General features: G+C 40.8%; 13 protein-coding genes. 8 read left to right on the top strand and 5 right to left on the bottom strand.

The features are described 5' to 3' along the window. Positions 1-219 precede the first annotated feature (219 nt). Positions 220-858, top strand: a complete 639-nt coding sequence (locus ABF638_RS34455; RefSeq protein ID WP_435027292.1) for a histidine phosphatase family protein — start codon at positions 220-222, stop codon at positions 856-858. Positions 859-899: 41 nt separating this feature from the next. Here the strand turns inward: ABF638_RS34455 and ABF638_RS34450 are convergent, their stop codons facing one another. Beyond that, positions 900-2,126, bottom strand: coding sequence for a cytochrome P450 (locus ABF638_RS34450; protein ID WP_435027291.1), 1,227 nt, complete (start codon positions 2,124-2,126; stop codon positions 900-902). A 192-nt stretch (positions 2,127-2,318) separates the two neighbouring features. On the opposite strand from ABF638_RS34450, the gene ABF638_RS34445 reads away from it, so the two are divergent. Next, on the top strand, positions 2,319-3,446 hold the full coding sequence (locus ABF638_RS34445) for a succinylglutamate desuccinylase/aspartoacylase family protein (RefSeq protein WP_435027290.1): 1,128 nt from the start codon (positions 2,319-2,321) through the stop codon (positions 3,444-3,446). Positions 3,447-3,582: 136 nt separating this feature from the next. Here ABF638_RS34445 and ABF638_RS34440 read toward each other — a convergent pair whose 3' ends face one another. Continuing rightward, positions 3,583-4,665: an ATP-dependent 6-phosphofructokinase gene (locus ABF638_RS34440; protein WP_435027294.1), complete on the bottom strand. Its 1,083-nt coding sequence runs from the start codon at positions 4,663-4,665 to the stop codon at positions 3,583-3,585. 427 nt (positions 4,666-5,092) lie between these two features. Between ABF638_RS34440 and era the strand changes: the two genes are divergently transcribed. The 4 genes from era to ABF638_RS34420 all read left to right on the top strand — a co-directional run bounded on the left by era (position 5,093) and on the right by ABF638_RS34420 (position 7,679). Then, positions 5,093-6,067: a GTPase Era gene (gene era, locus ABF638_RS34435; protein WP_435027289.1), complete on the top strand. Its 975-nt coding sequence runs from the start codon at positions 5,093-5,095 to the stop codon at positions 6,065-6,067. A gap of 131 nt (positions 6,068-6,198) precedes the next feature. Then, positions 6,199-6,876 carry a response regulator gene (locus ABF638_RS34430; protein ID WP_435027288.1) on the top strand — a complete coding sequence of 226 codons (678 nt, stop codon included), beginning with the start codon at positions 6,199-6,201 and terminating at the stop codon, positions 6,874-6,876. Next, positions 6,876-7,001 (top strand): hypothetical protein, encoded by a 126-nt coding sequence (locus ABF638_RS34425; RefSeq protein WP_435027287.1) that lies wholly within the window; start codon positions 6,876-6,878, stop codon positions 6,999-7,001. Before ABF638_RS34430 ends, ABF638_RS34425 begins: the two co-directional genes overlap by 1 nt. A gap of 45 nt (positions 7,002-7,046) precedes the next feature. Then, on the top strand, positions 7,047-7,679 hold the full coding sequence (locus ABF638_RS34420) for a YdeI/OmpD-associated family protein (protein ID WP_435027286.1): 633 nt from the start codon (positions 7,047-7,049) through the stop codon (positions 7,677-7,679). Positions 7,680-7,821: 142 nt separating this feature from the next. Here ABF638_RS34420 and ABF638_RS34415 read toward each other — a convergent pair whose 3' ends face one another. Together ABF638_RS34415 and ABF638_RS34410 are read right to left on the bottom strand one after the other, a co-directional pair. Next, positions 7,822-8,061 carry a hypothetical protein gene (locus tag ABF638_RS34415; protein WP_238845542.1) on the bottom strand — a complete coding sequence of 80 codons (240 nt, stop codon included), beginning with the start codon at positions 8,059-8,061 and terminating at the stop codon, positions 7,822-7,824. 307 nt (positions 8,062-8,368) lie between these two features. Beyond that, positions 8,369-8,938, bottom strand: coding sequence for a DUF3611 family protein (locus ABF638_RS34410; protein ID WP_435027293.1), 570 nt, complete (start codon positions 8,936-8,938; stop codon positions 8,369-8,371). A gap of 466 nt (positions 8,939-9,404) precedes the next feature. On the opposite strand from ABF638_RS34410, the gene ABF638_RS34405 reads away from it, so the two are divergent. Further along, positions 9,405-9,878 (top strand): TspO/MBR family protein, encoded by a 474-nt coding sequence (locus ABF638_RS34405; protein ID WP_435027285.1) that lies wholly within the window; start codon positions 9,405-9,407, stop codon positions 9,876-9,878. Between the two features lie 90 nt (positions 9,879-9,968). Continuing rightward, positions 9,969-10,442, top strand: a complete 474-nt coding sequence (locus ABF638_RS34400) for a TspO/MBR family protein (protein WP_435027284.1) — start codon at positions 9,969-9,971, stop codon at positions 10,440-10,442. A gap of 5 nt (positions 10,443-10,447) precedes the next feature. Here the strand turns inward: ABF638_RS34400 and ABF638_RS34395 are convergent, their stop codons facing one another. Beyond that, a complete protein-coding gene (locus ABF638_RS34395) occupies positions 10,448-11,155 on the bottom strand; it encodes a M15 family metallopeptidase (protein WP_435027283.1) in 708 nt (235 codons plus the stop codon). Positions 11,156-11,512: the final 357 nt, after the last annotated feature.

Below are 11,512 nucleotides of genomic sequence, written 5' to 3'. Positions count from 1 at the left end.
AAAGTCAACAGCCTAGGCTAGGGGGGTTAGGTTTCCGAGACTTAGATGTTACCAACAATACTTTTCAAACATCCTCTAAGCTAGGACTAACTGCGGCAACTTTCCCTTAAAAATTATTCAAAATCTCAAAAAATTGTAGTAACATACCACAGGCATTAACTATCTTCAGCGACATCTGATTGTTAGCGCTCTTAAATTTACAATCGATGGGAATATACCGTGAGTCTAACTCTTTATCTCCTCCGTCACGGACAGACAGAATGTAGTCGCAATAATTCCTTTTGCGGTTCCATAGACTCAGAACTTACCCCAGAAGGGTTGGATATGGCAAAGGCTTTTGCTGACGCATATACTTCTAAGGATTGGACAGCAATATTTTGTAGTCCAATGCGGCGAACTGTATTGACAGCAAAACCCTTATGTGCAGCGATAGGGATGGAACCACAACTTAGGGATGGTTTAAAGGAAATCAACTATGGCAAGTGGGAAGGAAAAACGCCAGAAATAATTAGCCGTGAATATCACGATGATTATATTCGCTGGTCAGCAGATCCGGCTTGGAATGCTCCAACTGGTGGAGAAATGGCAGTTACAATTGCTTCTCGTGCTTTGCAGGTAATTGAAGAAATTAAACAAAATTACAGTAATGGTAATGTTTTAGTTGTTGCACACAAGGCAACCATCAGAATTCTTCTGTGTAGTTTTCTGGGGGTTGACGTGGGACGCTTCCGTTTTCGTTTAGGATGTCCTGTTGCTTCGGTCAGTATTGTAGAATTTAGCTCACATGGGCCGTTGTTAAAGGTTTTGGCAGACCGTAGTCATTTGGACGAGCGGTTGCTAAATTTACCAGGGACGTGAAGGAGTCACTTGTATCGCATTGCTTTCGCTAAGGCAGCATTTTATAAATTGAAAGCTACAGGCATTGATTTCATACCTCGCAAGGATGGATTTTGATGCCATTCAATTCGATCTGTATCCAAGTGAAGGTTACTAAGGCGACGCACAATGGTGTCGATGGCAATTTGTGCTTCAAGTCTGCCAAGAGATGCACCGAGGCAAAAGTGGGTTCCTTTTCCAAATGCCAAGTGTGGGTTTTCAGGGCGTGTAATGTCTAATTTATCGGGGTCTAAAAATTGCTCAGGGTCACGGTTGGCAGCACCAATTACCAGAAATAGGCGTTGCCCTTGGCTAATTTGTTTGCCATCAATTTCGAGATCGGTAACTGCTATGCGGGCTTGACGTTGTACTGGGCTGTCATAGCGCAAAAACTCTTCTACAGTAGTTGTAATTAGCGAGGGGTCATCCTTTAACTTTTGCATTTGACTAGGATTTTTGAGTAAAGCAAGTAAGCCGTTAGCAATCAAGTTGGTGGTAGTTTCATGACCCGCAAAAGTTAAGAAAACGCAATTGGATAAAATTTCGTCGTCATCGAGAGAATTTCCCTTTTCTTGTGCAAAGATGAGGCTACTCATGAGATCATCTTGGGGATTATGACGACGTTCTTCAAGGATGTGGCGGAAATATTCGGTCATTTCCATAATACTTTGTTGAGCGGTGGTCAAAATTTCTGGCTTCATGCGGAACATACCAAAAAATCTTGCCAAATCGCTAGACCATTTCTTAAACTGTTCGCGGTCTTCGGACTTTGCGCCCAGCATTTGGGCGATGACGATCGCGGGCATTGGGTAAGCTAAATCATGAATAATATTCATGTTACCCCGCTCATAGACACCATCAATTAGTTCGTCTACTAGCGTCTGAATTTGCTCTGCCATGCTGCCAATGATACTAGGAGTGAATGCCTTGTTAAATAACGGACGCAGACGCGTGTGTTCTGGAGGGTCGCAAAATAGAATCCATTTTGATAGAGTTTCCAGAAGGGGAAGTATCTTCTGTTGCTCTGATTCTGGTATTTTACTAATAGGCGGACGCTTGGCCGAAATCCGTTTGTCTTGCATAGCTGCGGCAACATCTTTATAGCGCATTAGATACCAGCCCCCAAAAAAATCACTCCAGTAAACAGGATCTTCTAATAAAATACGGCGGTAGGTAGGATAGGGATTTTCCAGTACTTCCGGGGCAGATAGATTGTATCGGTCTTGTTCTAGATTACTGGGTGACGACATGAGTTAAAAACGATTAAGGGTATAACTCAATAATTCTATATGTGGTGGCATCCCCGATCAAAAGCAAGATTCAGGTTGCTTCGTCTGTACTGCGAAATACTAGCTCAAATAATTGCAACTGCTTCCCTTACGAAAATAATTGGTATGATTTGGGTTTGTGTGGATTTTGATTCATAATTTATTCAAATTTTTATGCAGCCAGTTATTGAAACAATTTTATTACGTCAAATGGCTTCAGGCGATCGCCTATACTTACAACTATACAAATTCATCGGCGCTCAACCTGGTAAAAAGGTATACATTCAATCTAATCTGCACGGTGCAGAGATTGCTGGTAATGCCGTTATTCACCAGCTAATTGAGTTTTTTTTAACAATAAATGATACAGATTTAACTGGAGAAATTTGGTTAGTTCCTGTTTGTAATCCGATGGGGACAAATGAACGCGCTCATCATTTTTCTCCTGGACGTTACTGCATTTATGAAGCCAAAGATTGGAATAGGATATTTTGGGACTACGAGAAAGAAGCTGATGATTTAGTAGCTTTTACTAAATCTCAACTTCATACTGATCTAGAGGTCGTTCGACAAAATTATTTAACTATAATTAAGCAACAATTTGCGAAAGTTTTAGAAAAAATTAATTCTCCTGTTGGTGTTCCTTACACTGAAGTTTTTAGCTATAAGCTACAAAATCTGAGTTTAGATGCAGACTACTTAATTGATTTACATAGTTCTACAAATCAAGCTTTAGATTACGTTTATTACTTCCAGAATCGAGAAAATAGTGCAAAATACTTCCTGCTTGATTTTGGAATATTGCTTGATAAATATGATGGTGATGCTTTTGATGAAGCTTTTATTAAACCTTGGTTAGCCCTAGAAGCTTGTTTTAAAGAGTTTGGTAGAGAAATCAAGTTTGATGTGGAAGCTTGGACACTGGAATTAGGAACAGGAATGCAAATAAACCCTGATTCAGTCGCTAAAGGTGTACGGGGTGTAAAAAATTATTTAGTGCAAAAAGGTGTACTACAAAGTCCTAATTTATCGGATGACACAAAAACCCATGACATGACTTTTGCATCTAGCAGCAATCGGAAAAAATATTATGCGATCGCAGGTGGTATGATTCAATCCAGAATAGAATTGGGTAGCTCAGTAAAAGCTGGAGAAAAATTGTATCAAATTCTCAGTTTTAATAAAGAAGGTAAGCTACCCAGTGTAATTGATGTCTGCGCTCAACATGATGGATTAGTTTATGATGTCGCAACTAATCAAGCTGTAAATGAAGGCGAGTTTGTACTGGGAATTGTGAGTTAGAGCATGGGACATTAGGCATAGATATTCATGTAATTGTCATCACAAAGACGCGATAAATCGCCGTCTCTACAAAATACTAATTATTGTAGAGACGGCGATTCATCGCGTCTCTTCCCTTAACCGAACAGTATTGACTTCAGTCTCCCAAATAAATACCCATACCACGAGCGGTTTTAACTAAAGTACCATTGGGATCGACGGCACTATATTGAGCGATCGCTTCTGTAATTGGTACACTTAATACTTGGCGATTTTGCCATGTCACCATGCGATCGTATTTACCCTCAGCAATTAGATTAACCGCCGCAACACCAAAGGCTGTAGCAACTAATCTATCTAGTGGTGAAGCAGTTCCACCCCGTTGAATGTGTCCTAAAACTGTGACTCGCGTTTCTACACCAATGTGTTCAATAATTTTATCTGCCAAATATTCGCCAATTCCACCGTATCGAGATTGACCTAAGCGATTTGTAATCGTCACATTTTCCCCATCGTGGGTACGAACTGCTTCGGAAACAATTATCAAACAATAGTTTTTGCCTTTCTCTTGGCGTTCTTTGATTTTGTGACAAATATGCTCGACTGTGTAAGGGATTTCGGGAATTAAAATTACATTTGCTCCCCCCGCGATTCCCGCAGCTATAGCTATGTGTCCAGCATCACGCCCCATAACTTCCAAAATCATGACTCGGCTATGACTTGCAGCGGTAAAATGCAATCTATCTAATGCTTCTGTGGCAATATTGACTGCTGTATCAAAACCGATAGCGTGTTCAGTAACGCCAATATCGTTATCAATGGTTTTGGGAATACCAACTAAATTAATTCCGCCTTGTTGGGCGAGGCGACGCAGAATTGCCAAGCTACCATCGCCGCCGATACCAATTAAAGCATCTAAACCTAGCTCATGATAACCTGCAATGATTTCTTCGGAGCGATCGCACAAACTTCCATCCGCCATTGGAAAAGCAAAAGGGTCGCCTTTATTGGTTGTCCCCAACATTGTGCCGCCCGCAGTTAACAGCGAGTCAACTTGATCTACTTCCAGCTTGGTGAATTGTGGCGGACGCGCCATTAATCCTAGAGTCGCTTGACGAATTCCCAAAACCTCCCAGCCGTAAGTATCCACAGCACAATTTACTACAGCCCTAATCACAGCATTTAAACCAGAACAATCACCCCCACTGGTAAGAATTCCAATGCGTTTGCGTTCTCCCATCTTTTTTATTGACATTTTGATTCAAAGATATTGAGTAGTCGATGAAACTTAAGCCAAAGTTACCAAAAGATTAAACTTAAGCAAAAAACTTCCCTGTAAATGCCAAAGTAATTTTATGTTTATTTTGTGTCTAAAAACAAAACATAAGTTTAAGAATTTAGAACTCAGCAGCCAAAATTTAGAAATTAACTGGATTTGGTATGATTACCGACGCAATAAGGTAAATTTAGAGTTTGATTTTTTTTAACATTCTGACTACTGAATTCTGACTCCTGAATTCTACAACTAAGGTTATCTCAGCTGTAAAATGTTAACTGTAGAGCCAGTAGTAGATTAAACCTAAGCAAAAGCAATCCCCGAAAATGCTAGGGTGTTTTTATGCTTGTTTTGTGTCTAAGAAAAAATCAAGTTATCCCAGCTGTAAAATATGAGGGTGGAGCCAAAGGTGTCTAGTATTGAAAATTACAACTTCTCTTTTTCAGGAGAAGTAACAATCCCACAGGCTCCTCCTGAATTTAAGTCAGGTTTTATCGGCATTGTTGGTCGTCCAAATGTCGGTAAATCTACTTTAATGAATCAATTGGTAGGACAAAAAATTGCCATTACATCACCAGTAGCACAAACTACACGTAACCGTTTGCGCGGTATATTAACTACACCAGAGGCGCAGTTAATATTTGTAGATACACCAGGAATTCATAAGCCCCATCATCAATTGGGCGAAGTATTGGTGCAAAATGCCAAAATTGCCATTGAATCGGTAGATGTAGTGTTATTTGTGGTAGATGGAGCGGTAGCTTGTGGAGCAGGCGATCGCTATATTGCCGAATTGCTCAGTCGCAGCAAGACACCAGTGATTCTGGGTGTGAACAAAACCGACCAACAACCGACTGATTCTCAGTTTCTAGATGATAGTTACGCCCAGATGGCTCAGACCCATGAATGGGAAATCGTAAAATTTTCTGCCAAAACTAGTGCAGGATTACCAGAACTTCAAGAATTATTAATTGAACATTTAGAAATTGGGCCATTATATTATCCCCCAGACTTGGTAACTGACCAGCCAGAACGCTTTATTATGGGTGAATTAATCCGAGAACAAATTTTATTATTGACTCGTGAAGAAGTACCCCATTCAGTAGCGATCGCTATTGACCTAGTAGAAGAAACTCCCAGCATTACTCGTGTACTTGCTACCATCAACGTCGAGCGCGATTCCCAAAAAGGTATACTCATTGGCAAAGGCGGAGCAATGCTCAAAGCAATCGGTAGTGAAGCTCGTGAACAAATCCAAAAGTTAATTGCTGGTAAAGTTTACCTCGAATTGTTTGTCAAAGTCCAGCCAAAATGGCGACAGTCGCGGATTAGTTTAGCAGAGTTAGGCTATCGCGTGGAAGAATAAAATTGGTCATTAGTCATTGGTCATTAGTCATTAGTCATTAGTAATGATAATGACAAGCAAAAAAAGCAAATGACAAAGGACAAATGACAAATGACAAATGACTAATGACTAATGACTCTTAACTAATAAAAATGTCTTTAGATATTCGCTATCCCTTAAATTTACCGGTCAATGCTCCGCCATTGCGCGTGTTAATTGTCGAAGATGATCCGATGATGCAACTAGGATTAGAGCAATCGTTAATGGCTCATCCTCAGATAGAGATAGTTGGACAAGCCGAAGATGGTTATTTGGGAGTTCAAGCAGCACTGCAACTCAAACCTGATTTGGTAGTTATGGATATTGGATTACCGCGATTGGATGGCATTGCAGCGACACAGCAAATTAAGGCAGCTTTGCCAGCGACTCATGTGGTGATGCTGACATCTCATCAAACGGAGACAGAAATTATTGCTGCACTATCTAGCGGTGCAGATGCGTATTGTATTAAAGGCGCAAGTGTGGAACGATTGTTAAGTGCGATCGCAGCCGCAGTTGATGGTGCAGCCTATCTCGATCCCCAAATTGCGCGGCGAGTGATTGATAATCTCAAACCACCTGCACCCACCAGCAATAATGCCAACTTATCTGGGCGCGAATTAGAAGTGTTGAAACTTATGGTAGACGGGTTGAGTAACCCAGAGATTGCCGAAAAACTCTATCTCAGCCCCAACACCATCAAAACTCACGTCCGAGGGATTATGAATAAATTAGCAGTAGACGATCGCGTGCAAGCAGCAGTTGTAGCACTACGTTCTGGGTTGGTTTGATGTCAGAAGAAATTCAAACCTTTACTACTGAATATCTTGACAAGGATGGACAAGCAGAGGCTTTTTATAGCAAGCATGGCTATCAAAGAAGCCAGCATTTGATTTTTATGGCAAAACGATTTTAAAGTAAATAGAAGTTTTGCATCAATTACGAATTGAACATAAAACAAATGCAGCAAAATACAGAAATCAACCTCAGCAAAAGTAAGATTACTGGTGCATCCAAACTTAAAAATGAATTTCTCACTTTCTGCCCTACAAGCCGTGAAGAGTGGCGGAAATGGTTAGAGACAAACCATCGCACCTGTTTCGGTATATGGCTCATTTACTACAAAGTAAAAAGTGGTAAACCAAGTGTTCGATATAGCGAAGCGGTAAAAGAAGCCTTATGCTTTGGCTGGATTGATAGTAAAGTCAAATCATTAGATGAAGAACGTTACATGCAAATCTTTACACCTCGAAAGCCGAAAAGTGTGTGGTCAAAATTAAATAAACAATATATTGAAGAACTTATAGAACAAGGTTTGATTAGTACAGTTGGACTAGAAAAAATCGAAGCCGCAAAACAAGATGGATCATGGAATTCCTTAGATGCGATCGAAGCCTTAATAATTCCCTTCGATTTAAAGCAAGCGTTAGAAGCAAACACAACTGCCAAAGAGTATTTTGAAGCATTTAATAACTCATCTAAAAAGAATATCCTTTATTGGATTGACAGTGCAAAACGTCCAGAGACAAGGTTGAAGAGAATTGAACAAACCGTCAACTCAGCAGCAGCGAACAAAAACCCATTGGTACGATAAAAAAGCCGCTGAAGTTCGCCGAATGCTCAACTTTTCTTCCCATTTACAATTAGAGGCGTACATATATATGTACGCCTCTATAACCGATTGATTTGTTGCCAAGATTTTTGAAAAATAGAAAAATAGTCTACCTCAATGCATTTTAGTTAAAAGAGTTTGAGAATTGATTAGGGTCTAAATCAGGAGGAAATAATAAAATTTCCTTGCCTTCTAAATTTGCTTTTTGGTGAAGTAAAATTGCTTTTTCCAAAGAACAATATTTAATCGGAACCCATCTGTCGCTATAAAAGTAGACAGTTACTCGGCTCATTGCATACTCTTTCAACGGCAGTGGAAGAGACCAGGACGAATCCACAGTTTGCACCTTACCTGTTGAGTCCATGCTTTGAACCTCAGTTATTAAGCATATTTACTTTCACTCATTAGGATGATTTAAAGTAACTGTCATAAGTAATAATAATTTGTCTTTCAATTGTATCTTTAGATAAAAATTCAAATCATTAGAATAGACATTCCCAATCTTTGACTGCGAATGAAATAATCTATCAAAGCTTTGTATAGACTGGCTTTTAGGTTAAGTTGACATTTCCGAACAGCGGTTCGCCCCTTTCCCTAAAATTCTGATTCTCAATTACAGAGTTCAAAGACTCATTCACCGAGTTCAAAATTACGAATTATCCAAAGCGCTACTAGTGTTGATGCACTCGTTCTAACAACCATAACGATGCGACAGTACCCACAAAATGAGCAGCAATCCCAGTAATATCTGCCACAGCCACAAAAACATCCATCGGTCGAATAATCCTATAGGGGTCGCTGATTGCCACTCCTGGAGTTTGGGATACAGATTTTGCCATTAGCACGAACATAGTTGAACTAGCACCTAAGAGAGTTAATAATATTCCTACTAAACCCACAATTATCCCCAAACGAAGGATTTTAGTTGTATCTGGCTTACTAGGGTGCAAAGCTGGATTGTGATTTTCTAGAGCTTTGCCTATGCGAGTATAACGAAAATCCCAATAGAGACTGAATAACAACAGTACAATTCCGCATACGGCCCAAAATATGCCAATGCTAAGACCGGCATTCTGTTGCTGAACAAAACGACGACCAGTCAAGGCAAACAACAAAGCAAAGACAGAAACCACTCCAATTGCCAATTGTATCCACAAAGTAATCCAGCCTGTAAGGCGAATAGTATTACCAATTCCTCGTGTTTCTGGTGCTAGCGAACGCGCCTCTGGTTCTATTTGCATATCAATTACCATTAAATCTAAAATCCCCCTACTGCCAAGGTTATTTCCAGGATTCGCCTCATACCCCCACCCGTAGATATAATCACCTCAAAATCTTGGGGAATAAAATTTTAATGAGCATTGGGGATTAGGATAAGATTTATTTTCCAGTCCCTAGTAGTCTGCCAAGGAAACTTGGCGGGGTAAAGGGCAAGGGGGAAAGGGAAAATATGTTTACTCCTTTAACCTTTCCCCTTTTCCTACCCCTCATTAGTTACGAGGGGTGAATAAGTTCGTAGTAAGGACTTTAGTCCTGGATTTTTAAGCACTTCAGTGCTTACTATAAACTCATCATATTTAAAATCCTGCCAAACGATTTAAAGGTTTCAAACTCAGGGATGATGAGTAATTAGCAATTAAATTGACAAAATCACACTATAAAGAGTGATATTAAGCGATAGATAGCGCTTATAAAGGACTAACGGTCATGATTAAATCTTGGATGGTGATTGGGGGTGTGGCTTTTTTGGTTGCTTTAGCAGCTAACGTGATTACGCCTAGCGATCGCCAGTGGTTCAAGCGCTTACAACGACCGAGATGGCTAACTTTTGAGGGTGCGATTCCAATTATCTGGACTGTAATATTTATTTGCGGTGCTTGGTCGGCTTATATTGTCTGGGAAAAAGACCCAGGAAGCACCTCAACCTGGCTAATCATGGGTTTATATCTGCTTTTAGAGATTGTCACCATTGCCTATACGCCTGTAATGTTTAAGCTTCGCAGTCTGAAAGTGGGTACAATTCTCGGTGGCACAGGTTTGATCATTTGTGCTTTATTGATACTTGCAGTCTTGGGCTTTTCTGGTTGGGCTGCACTATTACTAGTTCCTTATTTGCTCTGGAGTCCCATTGGTACTTATACCACTTGGCAGATGGCGAGTCTCAACCCTCAAGATGCCTAAGATTCGCACCAGCGAATGATTCAACATATTCCCTAAATTGCCAAACTTGCAGTGTATGACTTGACAAAATACACAAAGCTTGAGTGCAATATGATTCCATCTTGGATAATAATTGGGGCTGTAACTTTCTTCATCGCCCTTGGTAGTTTCTTGATCACGCCGCGTGATGTTAAATGGTTTGCACTGTTAAGTCGCCCTCGCTGGCTAGTTTTTGAGCCGTTGATTCCCCTCATCTGGACTGTGATTTTTATTTGCGGTGCAGCTTCAGCTTATATCGTCTGGCAAAAAAATCCAGGAGGCATAATTACTTGGCTACTAATGGCTTTGTACCTCTTGGTGGAAATTATCACCGTCGCCTACATACCTATAATGTTGAGGTTTCGTAGTCTCAAAGCTGGGGAAATTCTTGGGCTAATTGGTTTGATTTCAGGCGTTGTCCTCGCAATCTGCGTTTTGCCGATTTCTCCAATGGCGGCGCTGTTACTCCTTCCCTATCTAGTTTGGACTCCCATTGGTACTTACACCACCGACGAGTTAAGAGAGTTAAATCCTCAAGATGCATAACGCATCTATGCGAGACGCCCATAACGTGCAGTGACAGGATTGGCTGGATTGGCTTGATTATTCAGCCAAGCCCACATTTGATCACCAACAGAAAAATGCCACCACTCTCTGGGATTCCGTTGAAAGCCAGCTTTTAACATTACATCTTGCAATAGCTGACGGTGAGCATGATACTTTGGCGCTTGTGGGCGATCGCTATTAGCATAATAATCGGGATGCGATCGCTCTGACATTTCATCAATGGGCGAACCCATATTTACTATTTCCCCTGCATCATCTACCAGCGTTACATCCACCGCCGCGCCTGTACTGTGAGGAGGTGGAGTTTTTTCATCGAAACTTGGTACAGCCCAAATTGCATAAACCGCTTCCCAAATTTCTTGGCGTTGGTTTGGGGATAATTCCACCTTAGTCAGTCCCCTATCCTGCACTGCTTGGGCGAAGCTGTAATCTACCATAAACTGCTGAACTGCGATCGGGCGATAAGCATCAAAAATTTGAATCCGCCAGTTGGGATGCAGAACATCAAGATAATTTTGCGCTTGGATTAAATTTTCGATAACGCTTTGACGGAGATAATAGGGGGAGCGATCGCCATAAGGCGCACCTAATTTTTCATAAGGATGGGGAGATTCCACCGCAAACAATTCTAAAGGAATCTCTATTAGCGGTTCACTACACTCGAAAATTGGGATTTGATGATAGGGCCTCATCTAGTCAGCCATGCAGGACTTACGGATTTTAACGCAAGCATAGCATTCTGCGTAACGAGTCTCTTCTTTCTCTGTGTCCTCTGCGTGCAATAGCAATTTTTCTCAATCCTGAACAGTAAACCAAAAACTTTTTTTCTAAAGGGTAAACGCTAATAATCTGCTACGTATACAAAGTTATATAGCCTTTCCTAATCACATAAGCTACACCATAGTCCCCTCTCGAAGAACCTACGGTTTACACACAAGTACTTTCGTCCAGAACACGAGGACTTTCGTCCAGAACACGAGGACTTTCGTTCAGAACACGAGGACTTTCGTTCAGAACACGAGGACTTTCGTTCAGAACACGAGGACTTT

Source organism: Nostoc sp. CALU 1950, assembly GCF_051172895.1.
Lineage (GTDB): Bacteria > Cyanobacteriota > Cyanobacteriia > Cyanobacteriales > Nostocaceae > Nostoc > Nostoc edaphicum_A.
This window is presented reverse-complemented; position numbering and strand designations above follow the sequence as displayed.

Bases quoted from the DNA above. Each gene is read 5' to 3' on its own strand.
- ABF638_RS34450 (WP_435027291.1), bottom strand. From the start codon at position 2,126: ATGTCGTCACCCAGTAATCTAGAACAAGACCGATACAATCTATCTGCC.
- ABF638_RS34445 (WP_435027290.1), top strand. From the start codon at position 2,319: ATGCAGCCAGTTATTGAAACAATTTTATTACGTCAAATGGCTTCAGGC.
- ABF638_RS34440 (WP_435027294.1), bottom strand. From the start codon at position 4,665: ATGGGAGAACGCAAACGCATTGGAATTCTTACCAGTGGGGGTGATTGT.
- era (WP_435027289.1), top strand. From the start codon at position 5,093: ATGAGGGTGGAGCCAAAGGTGTCTAGTATTGAAAATTACAACTTCTCT.
- ABF638_RS34430 (WP_435027288.1), top strand. From the start codon at position 6,199: ATGTCTTTAGATATTCGCTATCCCTTAAATTTACCGGTCAATGCTCCG.
- ABF638_RS34425 (WP_435027287.1), top strand. From the start codon at position 6,876: ATGTCAGAAGAAATTCAAACCTTTACTACTGAATATCTTGACAAGGAT.
- ABF638_RS34420 (WP_435027286.1), top strand. From the start codon at position 7,047: ATGCAGCAAAATACAGAAATCAACCTCAGCAAAAGTAAGATTACTGGT.
- ABF638_RS34415 (WP_238845542.1), bottom strand. From the start codon at position 8,061: ATGGACTCAACAGGTAAGGTGCAAACTGTGGATTCGTCCTGGTCTCTT.
- ABF638_RS34410 (WP_435027293.1), bottom strand. From the start codon at position 8,938: ATGCAAATAGAACCAGAGGCGCGTTCGCTAGCACCAGAAACACGAGGA.
- ABF638_RS34405 (WP_435027285.1), top strand. From the start codon at position 9,405: ATGATTAAATCTTGGATGGTGATTGGGGGTGTGGCTTTTTTGGTTGCT.
- ABF638_RS34400 (WP_435027284.1), top strand. From the start codon at position 9,969: ATGATTCCATCTTGGATAATAATTGGGGCTGTAACTTTCTTCATCGCC.
- ABF638_RS34395 (WP_435027283.1), bottom strand. From the start codon at position 11,155: ATGAGGCCCTATCATCAAATCCCAATTTTCGAGTGTAGTGAACCGCTA.